The sequence below is a fragment of the Candidatus Nitrospira bockiana genome (assembly GCF_965152565.1).
In genome coordinates, this window is the sequence record NZ_OZ224215.1 from 1,402,930 (window position 1) to 1,425,150 (window position 22,221).

Sequence of the window (22,221 nt, forward strand, 5' to 3'; positions counted from 1 at the left end):
TGTGACCTCCCCTAAACTCGACCTCGAGCTCCTCCGCAAAATTTCCTTCGCGAAGAAGGTCGCGTTGCTGGGCGTGGTGCTGGCCGCGATCAGCGCCCTCTACTATTACTATGTGGTCATGCCGAAGTACGACGTGCTCACGGCCATGCAAGAAAACATCGCCAAGCTCGACACCGAGATTCAAGCGACGACGATCAAAGTGCAGCACCTGGACGCGCTGTTGGCCGCGAACCAGGAACTGGAGAAGGAGCTGGAGAAGAAAAAGGAGCGGTTGCCACCCGAGGAAGAGGCGGTGATGCTCTTGAAGCAGTTGTCGGATCTCGGGGTTCGGTTGGGCCTCGACATCAAGCTGTGGAAGCCGGGGAATCAGACCGAGGATCCTTCCAAGTTGTTCGTACGGATGCCGGTGAGCGTCGAGGTCACGGGGGCCTATCATACCGCGGGTGTCTTCTTCGATCGGATCAACAAGCTGCCCCGCATCATCAACGTGTCGGATGTGCGGATGGGGTCTTCGAAGGTCGAACAGGACCGCGTCCTCATCCAGACGGCGTTCGAGCTCACGGCGTTCGTCGCGCCGCCTCAGGCGGCGCCTGCTCCGGCCCAGCCGGCCGAGGCTGCGGTAAGGAAATAGGGCGGGAGGCGAGCGAGGTATGCTGAAGCATGATGGTGGAACACAGTGGTGGGGGGCGGCCTTCGGAATGTTCCTGATCGTGCTCGCATGCACGCCCAGCTTCGCGGCCGATCTGGCCGCCGTCAATCCTCAGCCGGCGTCGATTCCGGGGATGGCGCCTGTGGGAACGCCGCCAGCGGGTGATCCGGCGCCGATCGGGTCTCGTGTCTCAGATGGCTCCTCGGCGATCCCCGCCAACGAGTACACGTACAACCCGTCCGGCCGGCGCGATCCGTTTGCCGCCATCCTCAAAGATGGGCGGGGGGACAGCAACGAGGACCTCAGTATCCCACCGCTGCAGCGCCTGTCCCTGACGGAGTTGAATCTGATTGGAATCATTTGGGGCGGGTTCGGCTACAGCGCGATGGTTCAGGCGCCGGACGGTCGAGGGTACACGCTGAGGCCCGGCACGCGGATCGGCCCGAACAACGGCGTGGTGAGCTCGATTACCGAGAATGCGATCGTGGTCCACGAGCGGTTCACGGATGTGTACGGCAATAAGCAGGTGCGCGAGTACGTGAAACTCCTGCATGCAAAAGAGGGCACAGAATGAACGCGATGCGTCGATCAATCACTCTCCTGCTGTTGTTGCTTGGCGTTCACGGGCTCGTGACAGGGGCTCCCGTGGTGAGCGGGGCTCCTGCCGATGAAGGGCCGGGGAGCGAAGCCGATCTCCTCACCCCTTCTGCCCCGTTGCCGATCCAGGGAGAAGGGGCGGTTGTGCCGTCCACGCTTTTGACCCTTGGGAAGAGCCTGACGAAGATCGACGTCCAGAAACATGAGCATGAGCTGACCGTGATCCTTATCGCAGACGGCGACGTCAAGTCCGAAGTAGTTCGCATGGGCGAAGGACGCTTGGTGGTGGATGTCCCCGATCTCGCCTCGTCCCTCGACGCGTCGACGGTTCGGGTGGATCACGAGCTGGTCAAGCAGATCCGGGTCGGGCAACATGCGAAGAAGGTCCGGGTGGTTCTCGACCTGGCGGCACCGATCGACTATGCGGTGAATGCCGAAGGAAATCGGATCGCCGTCCACGTCAAGCCGGCTCCTACCCCGGCTACGAGGCCGCGCCCGATCAACGCCCGGTCCGACAAGGCGGTTGAGCACGATCGGCCGGTCGTTCGGGTGTCGTCCGGGGCTCGGGTGCCCTTCCCGGAACGGTTGGCCATGATCGCATCTCGGCCGGCGTTCGCACAGATGGCGCCGGACGCCAAGGATCCGAACTTCGAGGAATTCGGACAGAAGCGCTACGCGGGGCGCCGCATTTCGCTCGATTTCCAGGCGGCCGACATCAGCAATGTGCTGCGGCTCATCGCGGAGGTCAGCGGGTTCAACATCGTCGTCGGTGAGGGCGTCAAATCGAAGGTGACGATGAAGCTCGTGGGGGTGCCGTGGGACCAGGCGCTCGACATGCTGCTCAAGATGAACAATCTCGGGATGATTCGTGAGGGTAACATCGTCTGGATCGATACGCTGGCGAATATTGCGCGGCAACAGGAAGAGGAAGCCAAGGCCAAAGAGTCGCGCGTCAAAGCCGAAGACCTCGTCACCCGGATCATTTACGTGCAGAATCTCACAGCCCAAGAGTTGCAGACGACGCTCCGGCAATATCTAAGCCCGCGAGGACAATTGACGATCAACGTCGGCAGCAACGCGCTCGTGATCCAGGATACGGAATCCCGTGTTGCCGCGTTCGCCGAGCTCGTGCGCAGTCTCGACCTGGAAGTGCCTCAAGTTCAGATCGAAGCTCGGATCGTGCAGGCGGATACCTCCTACTCGCGCTCGCTCGGCGTGCAGTGGGGCATTGCCAATTCGGCCGGCTCCAACAATGGGCAAGGCACGAGTTTCGTCGGCAATCCGACGGGCGGGTTTTCCGAGCAGCAAACGGATACCAAAGGGACGATTACCCGAAACTTCCTGGTGAATTTGCCTGCCGCCGTCACCGGCTTGAGCAGCATTCCGGCCGCTGGATTCACGTTCGGCAAAATCGGGACGCGGGATGGGTTCACCTTGGATCTTCGCCTGTCGGCCGGCGAACTCCTCGGCTTGACAAAGGTTATCGCCGCTCCTAAGATCATGACCGTCGACAAGCGGGAAGCCAAGATCGCCCAGGGCGAGTCGATCCCCTTCCAGACGACGTCGTTACAAGGCACGCAGACGACGTTCGTGGATGCGAATCTTGAATTGCAGGTGACCCCGCAGATCACCTCCCGGGACCCCAAAGAAGTGGGGAAGCAGGTGTTGATGAAGATCCGGGCGACGAGAAACTCGGTCGGCGCCCGCAGCAACCCGGCCGGCCCGAGCATCGACAAGCGGGAGGCCACCACGCAGGTGCTGGTTCGGGACGGCGAGACCATGGTGATCGGCGGGATCTTCGTCGACGACCAACGCAACAACGTGGCGGGTGTTCCCTATCTCTCACGCATTCCGGTGCTTGGCTGGCTTTTCAAGAACAAGAGCGAAACGGTCGCGAAACAAGAGCTGTTGATTTTCCTCACGCCGACGATCATGAAGTCGACATCATGACCCAAGGATTATGCTCCGGTACCTGAACGGAGGCGAGTCTCACGGCAAGTACCTCCTCGCAGTTCTCGAAGGCGTCCCGGCCGGACTTCCCCTCACCGCTGATTTCGTCAATCACGATTTGGCCCGCCGCCAGAAAGGCTATGGCCGAGGCGGGCGCATGCGCGTGGAAGAGGACCGCGTCGAATTCGCCTGTGGTGTGCGGAAGGGGAAGACGCTCGGGAATCCCATCGGTCTGCTCATCGCGAACAAGGACTGGGAGAACTGGAAAGAGGTCATGGCGCCTGAGCCGGGGCCGACACCGACCGAGAAGGTGGTGACGCGCCCCCGTCCCGGCCACGCCGATCTCGTCGGGGCCATCAAATACGGGCACCGGGACATCCGGAACGTCCTCGAAAAGGCCAGCGCCCGGGAGACCGCCATTCGTGTGGCGGTGGGCGCGGTCGCCAAAGCCCTCCTCGTCCCATTCGGGATACGGATCGTCAGCTACACCACGGAAATCGGCGGAGTGACGGCCAAACCCGTCGATGATCCCCTCATCGCCTACGAGCGGGCCGAAGGATCGGACGTGCGGTGCCCCGACGAGGCTGTCGGGGCGCAGATGATCGAGCGGATTCGAATGGCCAAGCACCGGGGGGATACGCTGGGCGGCGTGTTCGAGGTCGTCGTCCTGGGCGCGCCCATCGGGCTCGGGAGCTACAGTCAGTGGGATCGGCGTCTGAGCGCCCGGCTTGCCATGGCGGCGATGAGCATCCAGGCCATGAAGGGCGTGGAGATCGGGATGGGGTTCGAGGCGGCCCGGCGATGGGGCTCGGAGGTCCACGACGAGATCTATTATGATGAAGCGGCCAAACGATTTGTGCGGAAGACGAACAATGCCGGCGGCCTGGAGGGAGGGATCACCAACGGCGAGCCCATCGTGTTGCGCGTCGCGATGAAACCCATCTCGACCTTGTACAGCCCGAAGAAGAGCGTGGATATCGAAACCAAGCAGCCGTTCGACGCCACGGTGGAGCGATCGGACATCTGTACCGTCCCGGCGGCCGGAGTCGTGGGAGAAGCCGTCGTCGCCTATGAAATGGCGAACGCCATGATCGAAAAATTCGGCGGAGATAGTCTGGAGGAGATGAAGCGCAATTACGAGGCGTATCAGGCGTACGTGAAAGCCTTTTAGTTTTCCGCCTTCATGTGATACCATCCCGCATTTCCAGCTCCAATCCAGATTGATCCCACCCGGTCCGGACGATCGTGCCGCGGGCGGCGCCGCTCCATGACGCATTCGGTTTTGCAACAGGTCAAGGTCTCCCTGGGCGAGCGAAGCTATGACATCTTGGTAGGGAGCGGCCTGCTCGATCGCATCGGGACGTGCTTGAGCGGCGTGGTCCGCAGCCCCCAAGTCGCCGTGGTCGCCGATGCCACCGTGGCAGGTCTCTACGCCAAGCCGGTGCTCCGCGCGCTGAAGCGGTCGGGTTACCAGGTCCGTCTCATCATTCTGCCGCCCGGCGAACGGACGAAGACGCTCCGAGCGCTCGCTTGCATCCTGGACGAGCTGGTCGCCGCACGCTTCGAGCGCGGGGCTGCCCTGGTCGCCTTGGGCGGTGGGGTGATCGGGGACCTCGCCGGATTTGCCGCCGCGGTCTACCTTCGGGGCATCGCCTTCATCCAAGTCCCCACGACCCTGATCGCCCAGGTCGATTCGAGCGTCGGTGGAAAAACCGGCGTCAATCACCCGCTCGGGAAGAATTTGATCGGCGCCTTCCACCAGCCTCGGCTGGTCCTGATCGATGTCCGGACGCTTCAGACTCTCCCCCGCCGCGAGTGGGTGGCCGGGCTCGCGGAGGTGATCAAGTACGGCGTGATCGCCGATGAGCGATTCTTCGCCTACCTGGAGGAACAAATGGAGGCGCTCCTGAAGATGGACGAAGAGGCGATCGTCCGCGTCGTCACCCGATCGTGCGAGATCAAAGCGGCCATCGTCATGGAAGATGAACGGGAGTCGGACCGCCGGCGGACGCTCAACTACGGCCATACGATCGGGCATGCTCTCGAGGCCCTCGGCGGCTATCGGCATTTGATCCATGGTGAGGCGGTGGGCATCGGGATGGTGCAGGAAGCCGGGCTCGCCGCCGCGTTGGGCTATTGCTCGCGTAACGTCGTCCTACGGCAGCGGGAGCTCGTCGGCCGTGCCGGCCTCCCAACCGAGCTGCCGAAGATCGGCTTTCCGCAGTTGTGGCGGGCGATGCAGCACGACAAGAAGGTCGCGCAAGGCCGGGTCTATTGCGTCGTGCCCCAGCGGATTGGTGAAGTCTGCATCGTGCCGTTGGAACGGGAAGCGTGCCGCCGCTGGTTCGCGGGACGCCGACCGGAGCGGACCGCGACGTCGTCTCGAACGCGAGCGGTGCGTCCGGTAAGCGGGAGAGGGGAATGAGCGGCGAGCGGACGAGTCAATCGGTCTCTTCACTCGAGCGGGCCTTGCGGGAAAAATCCCGCGAGGTCGAGGTGCTGCACAAGATCAGCGATTCGATCAGCAGCACCCTGGACCTTGAAATCATCCTCTCGCACATCGTCGACATCGTGACGGAGGTCACGAAGGCCGACGCATGTCTGATTTATCTGCTCTCCGGCAGCCGGGAGGAGCTGATTCTGCGGGCGTCCAAGAACCCGCATCCCAAGTTGATCGGCCGCATCACGATCGGTCTCGGCGAGGGCATCACCGGGTGGGTCGCGCGCGAGCGCACGAGGGTCGTGATCAGCAGCAATGCGAGCGACGATCCTCGGTTCAAGTTTTTTCACAATCTTCCGGAAGACCGATACCAGGCGTTCGTCTCCGTCCCGATCATGGCCAAGAAAGAGGTCGTCGGCGTGATCAATGTCCAGCACAAACGGCCGCGCCGCTATCGCTCCGATGAGCTGGCGCTTTTGACGACGATCGCGAATCAGGTCGGCGGGGCGATCGAGAACGCGCGCCTCTATGAAGAGATGCGCCGGAAGGCGCTGCAACTCGAGACCCTGTCGCAGGTCTCGGAAACCGTCGTGTCGAACCGGGTCATCGAGGACGTCATGCACTTGATCGTCACGATGACCGCGCAGATGATGAGCTCGAAGATCTGTTCGATCATGTTGCTGGATCAGGCGTCGGGCGAGCTCCGCATCGTCGCAACCCAGAGCTTGAGCGAGCAGTACCGCTTGAAGCCGAACTTGAAGGTCGGGGAGAGCATCAGCGGGCGGGCGGTACAAGAGCGCCGGCCGATCATCGTCCACGACGTCACCCGTGAGCCGAACTACATGTACCCCGACATCGCCAAGAAGGAAGGCCTCTGCTCGCTGCTCTCCGTCCCGATGATGATCCGCGACAAAGCGGTCGGGGTCATCAACAGCTATACCTCTCTCCCGCATGCCTTCACCGCCGAAGAGGTCAAGCTCATGCAGGCGATCGCCAATCAAGCGGCGATCGCGATCGAGCATGCCACCTTGATCGAGAAGTCGTTCGAGATGCAGGAAGCGCTGGCGGTGCGAAAGGTGGTGGAACAGGCCAAAGGATACCTGATGCGCACGAAGAAGCTCTCGGAAGAGGAAGCCTTCCGCCTGATCCAGCGGCAGAGCATGGACTTACGGAAGTCGATGCGGGAAATCGCCGAGGCCATCCTCCTGGCCGGTGAAATCAACGCCCGGGTCCAATGACCGGCTCAACGATTCGTCGCTTGACCAAGGGTTGACAGACTGCCCGGGCGGAGGCTAGAAGGTTGCCACATCTCCCAAGGCAACGACGTCTTGATGGAGCGAACTTGACGCCGGGCGTTCTCAGCCGGCAAAGACAAGGACAACGACGTCCTCGGGGCCCAATTGTGGGGCCGAGGGCTTTTTTTTTGGCTAAAGGCGTGAGTTCAGTTGGGTCAGTGAGCTCCGTTCATTCCGTTTCAACGGGCTGAACGGACCAACGGACCAACGAACCAAATGGGCTCAACGACTCTATGCGTCTCTTTCGCCTAGCCATGGCGCAGATCAATCCGACGGTGGGCGATGTGGACGGCAATGTCCGCAAGATCGTCGGCTGGATGCGAGAGGCGCGCAAGGCCAAAGCCGACCTCGTCGCCTTTCCGGAGCTGGCCATTACCGGCTATCCGCCTGAGGACCTGCTGCTGAAGCCGCGGTTCGTGGAAGACAATCTGCGTGCGCTGGACGAAGTGCGGCGGCAGTGCCGGGGCTTGACCTCGGTCGTGGGCTACGTGGCCCAGGGCGGGCCGTCCAAGGCGAGCCCGGATCATCCGATGGTCGTCCCGGCCGGCCGGCACGATTTGTACAACGCCGCGGCGGTGATCGCTGATCGGCAGCTCGTGATCTCCTACTGCAAATGGTTCCTGCCGAACTACGGCGTGTTCGATGAGAGCCGGTACTTCCACTCAGGCGATCGGGTTCCGGTCGTCACGTTGAACGGGACGTGCTTGGGCGTGAACATCTGCGAGGATATCTGGCTGCCGGAGGGGCCGACGCGTGCACAGGCGGCCGCCGGGGCGGAGATCATCGTGAACATCAACGCCTCGCCGTTCCACGTCGGTAAGAGCCGGTATCGCGAGCAGATGCTGGCGACGCGTGCCCGTGACAACGGGGTCATCGTGACCTATACGAATACGGTCGGGGGGCAGGACGAGCTGGTCTTTGATGGGAACAGCCTGATCGTTGATGCGACGGGAGAGGTGCTGATCCGCGGCAAGGCCTTCGAAGAAGACTTGCTGGTGGCGGACCTGAACCCGGCTACCGTGGCCCGCGGACGAATCGGGCAGGCGGGGCGGCACTGGTCGCGCAAGGCGGCTGCCGCCGTGATCCGTGTGAGCGCCGGCGACAACCCGCCGTCTCGGTCTCGCCCGCGCCTCGTGCCGTCGACGGCTGCTCCACTCGATCCCTTGCAAGAGGTCTATCGAGCGCTGGTCACCGGGGTTCGGGACTACGTGCGGAAGAACGGCTTCAAGCGTGCGGTCATCGGGCTCAGCGGAGGGATTGATTCCGCCTTGACCGCCGTGATCGCGTGCGACGCCCTCGGGGCGGAAAACGTCCTGTGCGTCTTCATGCCTTCTCCTTACACCTCTCGGGAAAGCCGGGAGGACGCCGCCGATCTCGCTCAGCGGATCGGCGTCCGTCTGAAGACGATCCCGATCACCACCGTCTTCAAGTCCTACCTGCGGGCCCTGGAGCCGACCCTCCACGGCACGGCGCCCGACACGACCGAAGAGAACCTCCAAGCCCGTGTGCGCGGCAATCTGCTCATGGCGCTGTCGAACAAGTTCGGGCATCTCGTGCTGACGACCGGGAACAAGAGCGAGATGAGCGTCGGCTACGCCACGCTCTACGGCGATATGGCGGGCGGCTTTGCGGTAATCAAAGACGTGCCGAAAACGATGGTGTACGAGCTGGCCCGCATGCGGAATGCGGCCGGCCCGCAGCCCGTGATCCCCAAGCGCATTCTCGACCGTCCGCCGTCGGCCGAATTGAAAGCCGACCAGACCGACCAAGACACGCTGCCGCCCTACGAGGTCCTGGACCCGATCCTCAAGGCCTACGTCGAGGAGGACCGGTCACCGGAGGAAATCGTCGCGATGGGGTTCGAGAAAAAGACCGTCGAACGCGTCATCGGCATGGTCGATCGCAGCGAGTACAAACGTCGGCAAGCCCCGATTGGCATCAAGATTACGCATCGGGCCTTTGGGAAGGATCGGAGGATGCCGATCACGAACGGGTACCGTAACCTGTGACGCGAAACGACGGTGACCCGCCGCGCTCATGAATCGAGCGCACGTCGCAAGGAACTGGCTTATCGACGGCTGTCATCCGATCGTTGCGTGCCTTGCCGGAGCGAGCGGACTTCCTCTTTCAGGCGCTCTAGCTCTGTGGCCTGTTTGATCACCAGCTCTTTCAGGGACTGAATCTCGTCGTCCTTCTCCCGTCCTTCTCCTGTCTTCGGCTCTCGTTGCGTAGGGCCGGCGGCCGGCGGGCCCGTTCGATTCACGGGGGCCGGCGGCTCGGATGATGAATCAGTGCGAGGGGCCTCCACGAAGTGAGAATCGGGAATTCCTCCAAGAAGCTCATAGTCGATCGCGAGCATGGGGAAATCCGGTTCCAGGATCATCCAAGACTGACGAGTGTCGAGGGCGCGTCGCGCTTCCGGCGGATGAAACGACAGGACGTATTGGTCTGCTTGCAGGTAAGGCGTGACGCCTGCACGGCCAAACTCGGTCAAGGTGAACTGGAGAAGGGGATGGTGGACGAATAGTATGCCCCCGCGGCGGCTTTCCTCGGAGCCGACGTGAAACCGGACCCGTTCGTCCCGTTTGGCTTGCGCCAGCGCCCGGCTGATCCGTGGAGCGAGGAATTCAATCTCTTCGTGCGAGAACACTGCAGTCCGAGCCCCTTCCGGCGAAGACTGAATCAGCATCCCGCGCAACGTCCGAGCAATCGTTTCGGCCGACACATGGCTTGGGTGGGTCGCCTGAAAGGACTTCTGCGGTCCGCTGAACCGCGCCGTCGTTCCCCGTGTTGAAAGCCGTTCGAGGGAGACGACTCCCTGTGAGGAGCGTTCGAGAGGCGTGCGACTTGCCACAGGATTGCAGGCTTCGTGGAGTGCGCTCGCCAACAACACAAGCGCACACGAGATGTAGAACGGAGCGGAGCGACTCCTCATAGGCGCATCTTTCCTTTGGTTCATCGCCAGCCAAGGTTCGCACTTGATCACATGGAGACGACGAAACCGCCCTCGTGAGCTGAACGACGGTGCTTGACAGTCTAACAAAGGTGATGGTATAAGCGCCAAACTTTCCGGAGACAAAGGCGTCTCCGGGTAAGTCGGACTTTCCAGTTCGAAGTCGAACGCAGGACAAAGACGTCCTCCGGTCCCAGTCAGGACCCGAGGGCGTTTTTTTTTGGCCTTCTAGGGGATGGGGACCGTCGAGCGCTCCTTCGGAAGCACTCGAAGGTGCGGCGCGATACGCAGAAAGAGGGCGAGGCAGTCTGGACAGGATGACTGGTGGACTAGCCATCAACCAAGCACAACATGGCGCCCAAGAGGGCCGTTCGACCCGACGGTGTCTCATGCCGCTTCCCCTAAGGAGGATGATCGATGCGAGGAAGAAAGACGTGTGCCTTTCTCATGCTGTCCACACTCGTGCTCGGCCCGCTGAGCCTCGGGGCACCCTCACGTGCGCAGGAGGTGGATGTCACGACGCCGAGGGTTACGGAAAGTCTACTGGAGACCGCCAAGCATCCGGTGTCCGTCACCATGGCGGTGCAGGCGGACAGCTTCTTCGGCTTCAACCCGCAAATCTACGGGACGTATGGTCTAACCGAGAACGTCGCCTTGGCCTTTAACGTTACGTATTGGACGATGATTTCGGGTATCGGTGTCCATGACAACAACCCGTGGTTGGAAACCGATGTCGGGCTCAGCCTCACGTTCCTCGACAAGCGCGTCTCCATCACACCCATGATCGGCTTTGTACACGGGCAGCTCCTCTCCTCTCGCGGCGGCTTTTTCCCCAACGGTGGGGGCAGCGTCAATGAGCGAACCACGGCGTTCGAAGGCGCCGTCCCCAACATCACGGCGAACTATCTCGGAGAGCGATTCGAGGGCGAGTTCTACGCGGGCTACTACAAGGCGATTCGGAGCGAAGGCGGAAGCCCCAGTGGGACCGTTGCCTGCACTCCTGTGGGAGGGGCAGGCGGAAACTGTCTGGGGCCCACTCAGGCGGGAGGACGGGGAACCTGGGATTTCTTGCACTATTGGGTCAATGCAGGGTATCGAGTCAACAGCCTGTTCTCGGTCGGAGCTCACTATGAGCACCTGCTGACCACACGAGACAACAGTGCCCCCGGTGCGCAGCAGGACTATTACCGGTGGATTGGGCCCTACGTCGAGCTCAAGCTTCCCGGCGGCATGGCCTTTCGCTTCACGACGGGCAAAGACTTAACGGACAATCAGGACTTCTACAAGTTGAAGTTCACGAAAACGTTCTAAGGTAGGACCGGGTTCGACGAGCCCGGGCCAGATCAGTCTTGCCCGTGCCGAAGGAGGAAATCGTGACGATGGGGAATCGAAGCCTGACAAGGTCGCTGCCTGTCGCCGCATGCGCCACGCTCTGGGGAGCGCCGGCTTGGGCGCAGGACGCGCTTGCTCGGAGCTCGGCCAAGCTTGATAGCGGGGATACCGCCTGGGTGCTCGTATCATCCGCCCTGGTGCTCGCCATGGTCCTCCCGGGGCTGGCTCTGTTTTATGGGGGATTGGTTCGGACCAAGAACGCCCTCGGTACGATCATGCACAGCTTTGCCATCTTGTGTCTAATCAGCGTGCTATGGGTGCTGTTCGGCTTATAGTTTGGCATTCGGGCCGGATGTGGAGGAGTGATTGGGGGCTGGATTGGGCGGGATTGAAGGGGTCGGGTTTGAGCCACATTCGACCTACGGCCCACGATTCCACACCAGGCATTCATGATCTTTCAGCTCATGTTCGCCGCCATTACGCCGGCCCTCATCACCGGCGCATTCGCCGAGCGGATGAAGTTCAGCGCGCTGCTCGTCTTTTCGTTGTTGTGGTCGCTGGCCGTCTATTGCCCCGTCGCACACTGGATATGGGGAGGGGGATGGCTCGGGAAATTGGGCGCCTTGGATTTTGCCGGGGGCGCGGTCGTGCACATTAGTTCCGGGATCAGTGCGTTGGCGTGCGCGATCGTGCTGGGAAAACGGCGCGGTTATGGGACGGATTACATGGCGCCCCACAATCTGCCGATGGTCTTGCTGGGGACCGGCCTGCTGTGGTTCGGGTGGTTCGGGTTCAACGGCGGCAGTGCGTTGGGGGCGAACGGTACGGCGGTCGGGGCCTTTGTCGCCACGCACACGGCCGCCGCGACAGCCGGGCTCGTCTGGATGAGCGTCGAATGGATGCACCGTGGCAAACCGACCGTCCTGGGGGCGGCCAGTGGAGCCGTCGCCGGGCTGGCGACGGTGACGCCGGGTGCCGGCTATATCGGCCCGTTTGCCGCGGCGGTGATCGGTGTGATGGCTGGAATTGTCTGCTACTTCGCCATTGTTTGGAAGGGGAAGTTCGGCTATGATGACTCGCTCGACGTGGTCGGGATTCATGGCGTCGGCGGGATCGTCGGGATCCTGGCGACCGGATTGTTCGCCTCCAGAACCGTGAATCCGGCAGGCGCCGATGGCCTCTTCTTCGGAAATCCTGCCCAGCTCGGTATACAGGCCTTGTCAGTCGTGGTGGTCTCGGTGTTCGCCTTCGTCGTCACCTATCTCATTTTGAAACTCGTGGACGGTATGACCGGATTACGGGTCTCTCCGGAAGAGGAAGCCTTGGGGCTCGACTTGAGTCAACATAACGAACGCGCCTATTCATAATGAAGCTGTCAGCCGTCAGCTATCAGCTCTCAGTCATGAACCTCATCGGATCGTTCCAGGCCGAGAGCTGATTGCTGAACGCTGAAGGCTTCCGTCAGGAGGCGGAGTATGAAGCTGGTCGAAGCGATCATCAAACCGTTCAAGCTGGATGAAGTCAAGGACGCGCTCCTGGAGATCGGCATTCAGGGGATGACGGTGACGGAGGTCAAAGGCTTCGGGCGGCAGAAGGGCCATAAAGAAACGTATCGCGGCACCGAGTACACGATCGAGTTCGTGCCGAAGGTGAAGATCGAGGTGGCCGTGACCGACGCCCAAGTGCCGCGTGTGATCGACACCATCACCCGCACCGCCAAGACGGGGAGCATCGGGGACGGGAAGATTTTCGTACGCGACTTGAGCAGCGCCGTGCGGATTCGGACGGGAGAGACGGGAGAAAGCGCATTGTGAGCACGATGGCTTCGGGCGGCGTCAATGCATTGACGGCCGCCGAAATCGAAACGGCCGGTGCGTTGCTCGCGGGTCGGCGCCGCGCGATCCATCAGCGACTCCTCGACGGAGCGCCTGGATCGGAGGCGGTGGCGGCGTTCACGGAACTGGTCGACGGGCTCATTATCGGCCGCTACCGGAATGCCGTCCGTCAGGCCCCTGAATCGGTCTCCGTGGCCGGCTTGCAGCACTGTTGCCTGGTCGCGCTCGGAGGCTACGGCCGCCGGGAGCTCCTGCCCTACTCGGATGTCGATCTGATGTTTCTGTACCGGCCCGAGGCCGAACGGGCCGCAGGCGAGCTGTCCCGCGAGGTCCTCCATCATCTCTGGGACCTCGGATTTCAGGTCGGCCACAGTCATCGGACCATTCGGGACTGCCTCGAGCTGGCGCCGAACGACCTCACGATCAAAACCTCCATGATGGAGGCCCGCTATCTCGCGGGAAGCGCGGACCTCTTCCAAGAATTCAAGCGGCGCTACATGACCCGGGTGGTGAGCCGAGGAGCCGAGCGCTTCATCGAGAAGAAGTGGGACGAACGCCGCCGCGAATACGAAAAGTTCGGCGAGACGGTGTACCTGCTGGAACCGAACGTGAAAAAGAGCAAAGGCGGCCTCCGGGACCTCCACCTGCTGCAGTGGGCCGGCATGGTGAAATTCCAAGCTCCCACGATCCAGGAGTTGACCGACCGCGGCATTCTCGCGCGGCAGGACTATGCCGCGCTGGTGGAGGCCCGGGAGTTCTTGTGGCGGGTGCGGGCGTTGCTCCACGTGCACGCCGGGATGGCCCAGGAGATTTTGTCGTTCGACGAGCAGGTATGGCTCGCCGCACGCTTCGGCTTCGAGGACCGCCCGCATCTGCTCGCGGTCGAGCAGTTCATGCAGCAGTACTACCGGCATACCATGGGCCTGCACGAGATCGCGGCGCGGTTCATCGCGCGCTGCGAGGGCGTATCCTGGCGGCAGCGACTGCGCAGGCTGTGGCCGAACCGTACGGTGGACGGGCGGTTCATCGTCTCGGATACGACGATTACCGTGCGTCCCGAGCTGCGAGCCCGCCTGCTCGACGACCCGGTCGATCTGGTGAGGCTGTTCGAGCTGGCCAGCACCCGCCGGCTGAAGATCGAGACGAGACTGCTCGAGGACATCCACAGCCACGTCGGCGGTCTCTCGGACGAGGCCTTCCGCGTGCCCGAGGTCAGCCGCCTGTTCCTGGCGCTGTTGGCGGGACCCGGGGCCGTCGCCGCCACCCTGGAGGCCATGCACCGCGCGCACCTCTTGGAAAAGATGATCCCGGTCTTTGCCGCCGTCCGGGGTCTCATGCAGTTCAATCAGTATCACAAGTACACGGTGGACGAGCACAGCCTGTTGGCGGTGGCGAAATGCGAGGCCTTGGCGGACGACCCCGGGGTGCTCGGCGAGGTGTATCGCGAGATCAGGCGCAAGGACATCCTGCACCTCGCCGTCTTGCTGCACGATCTGGGGAAAGGGCGCGAACAGGACCACAGCGAGGTCGGCAAAGCGATCGCGGAGGATGCCGCGCTGCGACTGGGCTTCGATGAACAGGAAACCCGCACCCTCGTCTTTCTCGTCCACCGGCACCTGCTGATGGCGCACACGGCCTTTCGGCGCGATCCGTATGACGACAACGTCGTGCTGGCGTTTGCCCGAGCCGTCGGGACGCCCGAGGTGCTGCGAAAGATGCTGGTGCTGACCGCCGCGGACATCGCCGCCGTCGGCCCCGGCGTACTGACGAAGTGGAAGGAGGCCTTGCTGATCGAGCTGTACCTGCGCACGCTCCCGGAGGTGTCCGGCGACCGCGAGCAGGGGGAGCAATCCGAGCGGCTCATGGGCCTGGCCGACGAGGTCGTTCGACTTGCCGATTCCGCCGCGATCCCGCTCGACCGGCCTTGGATCGAGTCGCAGCTCGCGCAATTCCCGTTGCGGTATCTCATCGGCACGCCCGCCCACCGCGTCGCGGTCCATCTGCTGGCCTTGAAGAAACTCGCCCCCGGCGACGTCTTGGTCGAAGCGGACTACAACGAGGCGTTGGGGACGACCGAGTATACCGTGTTCACGTTCAACGATCTCACGCCGGGCATCTTCTCGAAGATCGCGGGGGTGATGGCCGCGAAAGGCTTGCAGATTCTCGACGCCCAGATCATGACGAGGCCGGACGGGGTGGTCGTGGATACGTTCCATGTCACGGATCCCGATTATCGGGGGGCCCCGCCCGGCGAGCGGCGCATCGCGATCCGTGACGCGATCGTCCAGGTGCTCAAGGGCCAGGACACGGTCGAGCAACTTATGGCGCGCGGCACCCGCCTGGGATTCGCCAGGCCGTTGCCGCCGAACCGGCAGGCGACCGAGGTGCGGATCGACAACGAGACCTCGGATCAGTACACGATCATCGACGTCTTCGCCGATGATCGACAGGGGCTGCTGTACGTCATCACGCACGCCGTCTTCAGGCTGGGGCTGTCGGTTCATGCCTCGCGCATTTCGACCCGCTTGGATCAGGTGGCGGACGTCTTTTACGTCACGGATCAGAGCGGCGCGAAAATCGTGGAGCCGGCGCGGCTGGAGGCGATCCGCGCCGCGATCATCCAAGAAATCGACGGCGGCCGGACGCAACCGCAGAGCTAGCCTCAGTGTCCGAGGCGGCGCGCGCCGGCCGGCCGAGAAGGATTCGCGAGAACAACAGGGTCAACGGTGAAAAGGAGGAGCACATGAATCCGCGGGAAGTGGTGGAGTTTGCAAAGAAGAACAAGGTCCAGGTCGTGGACCTCAAATTCATCGACCTCATCGGCACGTGGCAGCACTTTACGATTCCCGTCGAGGAGCTGAACGAGGGGCTCTTCAAGGACGGCTCGGGCCTCGACGGCTCATCGATCCGAGGCTGGAAGGCGATCCACAACAGCGACATGTTGGCGGTGCCCGATGCCGCCACCGCGTGCCTGGATCCATTTACGGCCGTGCCCACCCTCAGCCTCGTCTGTAACGTCGTGGATCCGATCACGCGGGAGAATTACGATCGCGATCCGCGGAATATCGCCCAGCGGGCCGAGCGGTATCTCAAGAGCACGAAGATCGGGGACAGCTCCTTCTGGGGGCCGGAAGCCGAGTTCTTCATCTTCGATCAGGCTCGCTACGACCAGACCGACCACAGCAGCTACTATTTCCTGGATTCCGACGAAGGCATTTGGAACTCCGGCAAGGAGGGGGTAAACCTCGGCTCCAAGATCCGCCACAAAGAAGGCTATTTTCCCGTGGCGCCGACCGACACGCAGCAGGACATCCGCAGCGAGATGATCGTCGAGATGCAGCGGGTCGGCATCCCGGTCGAGAAGCACCACCACGAAGTCGCGACGGCCGGCCAGGCGGAAATCGACGTACGGTTCGATACCCTGGTCGCGATGGCCGACAAGATGATGATGTACAAGTACATCGTCAAGAACGTGGCGCGCCGGCACCACAAGACCGTGACGTTCATGCCGAAGCCCTTGTTCGGCGACAACGGGTCCGGCATGCACACCCACCAGAGCATTTGGAAAGAGGGCAAGCCGCTGTTCGCCGGGAAGGAGTACGCGGGCATCTCGCAACTGTGCCTGTACTACATCGGCGGCATTCTCAAGCATGCGCCCGCGTTGGCCGCGATCACGAACCCGACGACCAACTCCTACAAGCGTCTCACGCCGGGCTTCGAAGCCCCCGTGCTGCTCGCCTATTCCAGCCGGAATCGATCGGCGGGCATCCGGATCCCGATGTACTCGCCCAGCCCGAAGGCGAAGCGGATCGAGGTCCGCTTCCCCGATCCGACCTGCAATCCGTACCTCGCGTTCTCCGCGATGTTGATGGCCGGGCTGGACGGCATCGAGAACAAGATCGATCCGGGCGAGCCGATGGACAAAGACCTGTACGATCTGGAGCCGAAAGAGGCGGCCAAGGTGCCGACCATGCCCGGCAGCTTGGACGAAGCGCTCCGTAATCTCGAGCGCGACCATGAGTTCCTGTTGAAGGGCGGTGTCTTCACCGAGGACTTGATCGAGACGTGGATTTCATACAAGCGGACGCGAGAAGTGGATCCGCTGCGGCTGCGCCCGCATCCGTACGAGTTCTTCATGTACTACGATGCGTAGGAGGGAGACGTTGAGTCCGTTGGGTCGGTTAAGTCGGTTGAGTCCGTTGGGAGAAGAGAAGACGTTGAGTCCGTTGAGTCCGTTCTGTCGGTTTCATCCTTGGCAAACTTAACCGACTAAACGGACTGACGGACCTAACAGACGTAACGGACCTCACGGACTCCAATTGAGAAGAGAGCGGCCGACGAGGAGGTCGGCCGTGGACACTGGCAACGGCGCCAGAGTCTGTAGGCAGGCCCTTGGCCTGAGGCAGACGTCTGGCGCCGTTTGTTTTTGGCGGTGCGCCAACCCTGGAGCGTCATGGTGGGACCTGTCGCGATGGTGCGGAACGATCAGAGGCATGGCGACCTGCAGCGGACCGATGACCTGCTGAACGCCCTGTATGCCGTTCTGTCCTCGCCTCGATCCGCCGAGGAAAAGGTCGAGGCCGCGCTCGAGTTGCTCGAGGCGCGTCTCTCCGTACGGCTCGTGCCGCCGGTCGATCGGCCTCCATCCGAAGAAGAGCGTCCCCGGATGCGAGCCGGCCGGCTGAAAGGGATGGGCCCCGGGGGCGCTGAATTGGTCGGCCGGAGCGCAGCCTTCCGGCAGGTCGAAGAAGCGGTGCGTCGGGTGAGCGACAGCACCGCCACGGTCTTGATCCGGGGAGAGAGCGGCACCGGGAAGGAGCTCGTCGCCCGGGCCATTCATGAGTCCAGCGCGCGCGCCGGTGCGCCGTTCGTCCCGCTGCATTGCGCGGCGGTGGCGGACACGCTGCTCGAAAGCGAGCTGTTCGGACACGAACGCGGCGCGTTCACCGGCGCGCACGAGCAGCGGAGAGGGAAATTCGAGCTGGCCGAGGGCGGGACCCTCTTCCTCGATGAAATCGGCGACATCCCGCTCACCACTCAGGTCAAGCTGCTTCGGGTGTTGCAGGACAAGACGGTGGAGCGCGTCGGCGGCAGCCGGCCCGTGGCCGTGGACGTGCGGGTGATCTCGGCGACGCACCGGGATCTGGAGGCGATGGTGCGGGCCGGCACGTTTCGGGAGGATCTCTACTATCGCCTGAACGTCGTGCCGATCTCGCTGCCGCCGCTCCGCGCCCGTCACGGCGACATCCCGATCCTGATCGACCATTTTCTCGAGCGCTTCAATCGCCAGAACCGGCGGCACGTGCGCTTGGCTCCCGACCTGCTCGCGCTCATGGCCCGGTACCACTGGCCGGGGAACGTCCGGGAGCTGCAAAACTGCATCGAGCGCCTCGTCGTGTTGACGGACCCCGCCTGCCGACTCGTGACGCTCGACACCGTTCCCGTGTCGCTGCGCGCGTACTTCGGCGACATGCGGCAGGTCACGACGGCCCCGCGCGTCCCCGCAGGCGTAGAGCCGATCGGGCAGGCCTCGCCCCTCGAAGCCAGCTTGCAGGAGATCGAGCGGCAGCGCCTGCTGGAGGCGCTCGAACGAACCGGCTGGGTGCAGGCACGCACGGCCCGCTTGCTCGGTCTCACGCCGAGGCAGGTGGCCTACAAGATCCGCAAGTACGGGTTCAAGGGCATGCCGCGACTCTGACGCGGCATGCGGCGAAGGCCCGAGCGAGCAACCATCGGGTCCGACCACGGAGGCCGGAGCCCATTTTGGAAAGGAGGAGGACCATGCACAAGCAGGACGTCGTGGGGAGGCTGCTGGCGCTGAAGCAGGCCTCGGGGAAGACCTATGATGAGCTGGCGAAGGCCTTGGGATTGTGCAACGTGTACGTCGCCCAGCTCTTCCGCCGCCAGGCGCAGCTCAAGAAGAGCACGGAAGACAAACTCGTCAAGTTGATCCGCGGCCTCACCGAGGATCTGCTGGCGGAGATGCGCAAGCCGCCCGTGCGTTCTTACGACCCGGCGATTCTCCAGGAGCCGCACGTGTACCGCATGACCGAGGTGTGTGCGCACTACGGCGACGCGATTCTCGCCGTGATCCAGGAACAGTTCGGAGACGGCATTATGTCGGCGATCGACTTCAAGCTCACCGTCGAGAAGATCAAAGGCAGCCAAGGCGAGGACCGCGTCCTGATGACCTGGAACGGCAAGTTCTTGCCTCACATCGAACAGACGACCTGAATCGCGGCCATGAGCCAGGTCGCGATCCCGCGTGCCGCTCCGCGGCGGGCGGCGGGAAGGGAGAAGTGTGGGCGGAGTGCGTGAGGTCCGTTCAGTCTGGTCGGTCGGTCATGGAGCTACGGACAAAACGGACTCAACTGACCCAACGGACCTAACGAGGCAGTCATTGAACCAGGAGGCATGATGAGACGACCGATGGGCGGAGCCGTGTACATTCCTGTCCTGCTCCTGTGCGTCTTCAACGGCGCCGGGCTCTCGTGGGCACAGTCGCCGGGAGGCGGGGGCGCCGCCGGCAGTGCAGCGGATACCGCATGGGTGTTGGTGTCGTCGGCGCTCGTGCTGTCGATGATCGTCCCCGGTCTCGCCCTGTTCTACGGCGGATTGGTCCGCAGCAAGAACGTCCTCGGGACCGTTATGCAGAGTTTCGTGATTCTCTGTCTGGTGACGATCCTGTGGATCCTGGTCGGCTACAGCCTGGCGTTCGGGCCGGACAAGGCGGGGCTCATCGGCGGACTGGATTGGGCCGGCTTGATGGAGGTCGGGCTCACCCCTCACCCGGTCTATGCCCCTACGGTTCCCCACCAGGCCTTCATGGTCTTCCAGCTCATGTTTGCGGCGATCACCCCGGCCTTGATCACCGGCGCCTTCGCCGAGCGGATGAAGTTCGCGGCACTTCTCCTCTTCTCGGCGCTCTGGTCGATCCTCGTCTACTGCCCCATCGCCCATTGGCTCTGGGGCGGCGGCTGGTTGGCGCAGCTCGGGGCTCTGGACTTCGCCGGCGGCGCCGTCGTCCATATCAGCTCGGGGATGAGCGCGCTCGTCTGCGCGCTCATCCTCGGGCACCGCCAGGGCTATGGAACCGACTACATGGCCCCGCACAGTCTGCCGTTGACGCTGCTCGGCACCGGGCTGCTGTGGTTCGGCTGGTTCGGCTTCAACGCGGGCAGCGCGCTGGGGGCGAACCAGACCGCCGTCGTCGCGTTCATCGCCACCCACACGGCGGCGGCCGCCGCCGCGCTCTCCTGGATGGTCGTCGAGTGGTGGCACCGCGGCACGCCGACCGTGCTCGGGATCGCGAGCGGCGCCATCGCGGGCCTCGCCACGGTGACTCCTGGCGCCGGGTATCTGGGTCCGTTCGCGGCGCTGGTCATCGGCCTCCTGGCCGGCGGGTGCTCCTATGCGGCGATCGTGTACAAGGGACAGTGGGGATACGACGATGCCCTGGATGTCGTGGGCATCCACGGCGTCGGCGGGATCCTGGGCATGTTGCTGACCGGCCTGTTGGCCAGCAAGGCCGTCAATCCAGCCGGTGCAGACGGCCTGTTCGCCGGGAATCCATTGTTCTTCGGCACACAGGTTCTCGCCGTACTCGTGGTCGCCTTGTTTTCAGGGGCGATGACATGGATCTTGCTCAAGGTCGCCGATCGCCTCGTTGGGCTCCGGGTCTCGGCAGAGGAAGAGCGGATGGGCTTGGACCTGTCGCAACACAACGAGCGGGCGTACTCGTGAAGAGAGGTTCAGGTTCAGGGTGAGGGTGAGTTGAGGCTGTATTCCCCCTGAACCTTAGCCTCAACCTCAGCCTTCTTCATAGGCGGCGCCGACCATGGTCTCGGCGGCCATGCGGCAGGTCAATCCCCTCGACCTGCGTGCGAAGTGATAGAGTGAGAGCCGTGCGTGCCGCCGTTTCCAGCCGGTTCTAGAGAACCCTACCGTCAGCAACACGCGCCCGATGGGCTGCAGGCGACCTCGGTTCCCGAGACCGCGCCGGAGGCGCGGTTGATCAGTGCAAAGTGGCTGCGATAGCCGTCGGACTCGAGGACCTTGCGGGTTTTGGAGCAGATCTCCAGCGGCTGCCCTCGGCGGTACACATGGTGGTCATCATCCTGGACCTCGAGGAAGGGCCCCACCAGAATGGCATAGTCGCCCTGCCAGACACAGGGGGCGGACTCCGGAAGCACCATGGAGAGACGAGGATCGGCAGGGGCGAGCGAAAGCGGCGCGTCAGACAGCAGGAACAGCGGAGCGAACGGCGGCAACCCCAGGCATGCCGCCGCCTGCCTGCTCAGCGGCGTGGGCTCTCCGCGGCGATACGCCTGCCCGCGCTCATCCGTCACGGTGCTGAACGGTCCTCGCAACGTCGCGAAGACCGTTCCCTGCGCCTCGGCGACCGCCGGAAGCTTGTAGCCGGTCAACGTGATCGAGAAAAAACGAATGCCGTCGATCGTCTGCCAGGGGACTGCCTTCATCTGATGAAGGCCGAGAAAGCCGGCTTGGACCATCCCCGCCATGTAGTCGCCCACCTGAAGGGCGCCCGAGAGGCAGTTGCCCCATTTCTCGGTGTCGTACTGGAGGTAGTTCGGGACGGGCTGATCGGAGACAATGTCCGAGATGGTGAAGCGGCCGCCCGGCTTCAAGACCCGACACATCTCACGAAAGACCGCATGCTTGTCCGGCGCGAGGTTGATGACGCAGTTCGAAATGATCAGATCGATGCTCCCATCGTCGACCGGCATGGCCTCCGCCTTGCCTTGTCGGAACTCGACGTTCGGTCGGTCATAGCCGAGATTGGCGGCGACGATCGGAGCATGGCGGCGCGCAATGTCCAGCATCGTCTCGGTCATGTCGAGGCCGATGACGTGTCCGCTCGGGCCGACGCGACGCGAGGCCTCGAAGCAATCGATCCCGCCGCCCGAGCCGATGTCCAGCACGGTCTCGCCGGGACGGACCGTGTCGAGACCGGCCGGCGTGCCGCACCCGTAGGAGATCTTCAGCACGTCATCGGGGATGAACGTCCGGAGGTCGTCGAAGTCATAGCCGGTCGGGCAGCACATCTGCTCGCCCGTCGCCGCCGCCCGGGCATACCGTTCACTGACCGTCTCGGCAATCGTCTTGTCCGTCATGGCCGTCTCCATGGGAGGAGGTTGAGTCGTATCCTG

Annotated in this window: 16 protein-coding genes and 1 pseudogene; 15 read left to right on the top strand and 2 right to left on the bottom strand. The window is 63.1% G+C overall.

The genetic code is table 11. From position 1 onward, the window contains the following. Position 1 precedes the first annotated feature (1 nt). The 7 genes from ACWHYV_RS06940 to ACWHYV_RS06970 all read left to right on the top strand — a co-directional run bounded on the left by ACWHYV_RS06940 (position 2) and on the right by ACWHYV_RS06970 (position 8,940). Positions 2–631, top strand: coding sequence for a type 4a pilus biogenesis protein PilO (locus ACWHYV_RS06940; RefSeq protein ID WP_447979926.1), 630 nt, complete (start codon positions 2–4; stop codon positions 629–631). Between the two features lie 19 nt (positions 632–650). Beyond that, a complete protein-coding gene (locus tag ACWHYV_RS06945) occupies positions 651–1,223 on the top strand; it encodes a pilus assembly protein PilP (RefSeq protein WP_447979927.1) in 573 nt (190 codons plus the stop codon). A 5-nt stretch (positions 1,224–1,228) separates the two neighbouring features. Beyond that, positions 1,229–3,196: a type IV pilus secretin PilQ gene (locus tag ACWHYV_RS06950; protein ID WP_447979928.1), complete on the top strand. Its 1,968-nt coding sequence runs from the start codon at positions 1,229–1,231 to the stop codon at positions 3,194–3,196. A 10-nt stretch (positions 3,197–3,206) separates the two neighbouring features. Next, positions 3,207–4,367: a chorismate synthase gene (aroC, locus tag ACWHYV_RS06955; RefSeq protein WP_447979929.1), complete on the top strand. Its 1,161-nt coding sequence runs from the start codon at positions 3,207–3,209 to the stop codon at positions 4,365–4,367. Between the two features lie 96 nt (positions 4,368–4,463). Beyond that, a complete protein-coding gene (gene aroB / locus ACWHYV_RS06960) occupies positions 4,464–5,621 on the top strand; it encodes a 3-dehydroquinate synthase (RefSeq protein WP_447979930.1) in 1,158 nt (385 codons plus the stop codon). Continuing rightward, positions 5,618–6,874, top strand: a complete 1,257-nt coding sequence (locus ACWHYV_RS06965) for a GAF domain-containing protein (protein ID WP_447979931.1) — start codon at positions 5,618–5,620, stop codon at positions 6,872–6,874. Before aroB ends, ACWHYV_RS06965 begins: the two co-directional genes overlap by 4 nt. A 290-nt stretch (positions 6,875–7,164) precedes the next feature. Beyond that, positions 7,165–8,940, top strand: coding sequence for an NAD+ synthase (locus tag ACWHYV_RS06970; RefSeq protein WP_447979932.1), 1,776 nt, complete (start codon positions 7,165–7,167; stop codon positions 8,938–8,940). A gap of 59 nt (positions 8,941–8,999) precedes the next feature. Here ACWHYV_RS06970 and ACWHYV_RS06975 read toward each other — a convergent pair whose 3' ends face one another. Beyond that, on the bottom strand, positions 9,000–9,866 hold the full coding sequence (locus ACWHYV_RS06975; protein WP_447979933.1) for a hypothetical protein: 867 nt from the start codon (positions 9,864–9,866) through the stop codon (positions 9,000–9,002). Positions 9,867–10,301: 435 nt separating this feature from the next. Here ACWHYV_RS06975 and ACWHYV_RS06980 point away from each other — a divergent pair, with 435 nt between their 5' ends. From ACWHYV_RS06980 to ACWHYV_RS07015, 8 genes and pseudogenes are all read left to right on the top strand, one after another. Then, positions 10,302–11,195 (top strand): DUF6733 family protein, encoded by an 894-nt coding sequence (locus ACWHYV_RS06980; protein ID WP_447979934.1) that lies wholly within the window; start codon positions 10,302–10,304, stop codon positions 11,193–11,195. Between the two features lie 227 nt (positions 11,196–11,422). Further along, a pseudogene (locus ACWHYV_RS06985) lies at positions 11,423–12,583 on the top strand (ammonium transporter). A 108-nt stretch (positions 12,584–12,691) separates the two neighbouring features. Next, a complete protein-coding gene (locus ACWHYV_RS06990) occupies positions 12,692–13,030 on the top strand; it encodes a P-II family nitrogen regulator (protein WP_447979935.1) in 339 nt (112 codons plus the stop codon). A 5-nt stretch (positions 13,031–13,035) separates the two neighbouring features. Next, positions 13,036–15,711, top strand: a complete 2,676-nt coding sequence (gene glnD, locus ACWHYV_RS06995; protein ID WP_447980696.1) for a [protein-PII] uridylyltransferase — start codon at positions 13,036–13,038, stop codon at positions 15,709–15,711. A gap of 83 nt (positions 15,712–15,794) precedes the next feature. Then, complete coding sequence (gene glnA, locus ACWHYV_RS07000) at positions 15,795–17,204, top strand: type I glutamate--ammonia ligase (RefSeq protein WP_447979936.1); 1,410 nt, start codon at positions 15,795–15,797, stop codon at positions 17,202–17,204. Positions 17,205–17,504: 300 nt separating this feature from the next. Then, entirely contained in the window at positions 17,505–18,749 is a 1,245-nt protein-coding gene (locus ACWHYV_RS07005; RefSeq protein ID WP_447979937.1) for a sigma 54-interacting transcriptional regulator, read from the top strand. 83 nt (positions 18,750–18,832) lie between these two features. Next, positions 18,833–19,285 carry a cyanase gene (gene cynS / locus ACWHYV_RS07010; RefSeq protein ID WP_447979938.1) on the top strand — a complete coding sequence of 151 codons (453 nt, stop codon included), beginning with the start codon at positions 18,833–18,835 and terminating at the stop codon, positions 19,283–19,285. A 345-nt stretch (positions 19,286–19,630) separates the two neighbouring features. Further along, a complete protein-coding gene (locus ACWHYV_RS07015; RefSeq protein WP_447980697.1) occupies positions 19,631–20,794 on the top strand; it encodes an ammonium transporter in 1,164 nt (387 codons plus the stop codon). Positions 20,795–20,997: 203 nt separating this feature from the next. Here the strand turns inward: ACWHYV_RS07015 and ACWHYV_RS07020 are convergent, their stop codons facing one another. Then, a complete protein-coding gene (locus tag ACWHYV_RS07020) occupies positions 20,998–22,185 on the bottom strand; it encodes a methyltransferase domain-containing protein (protein ID WP_447979939.1) in 1,188 nt (395 codons plus the stop codon). Between the last annotated feature and the right edge of the window lie 36 nt (positions 22,186–22,221).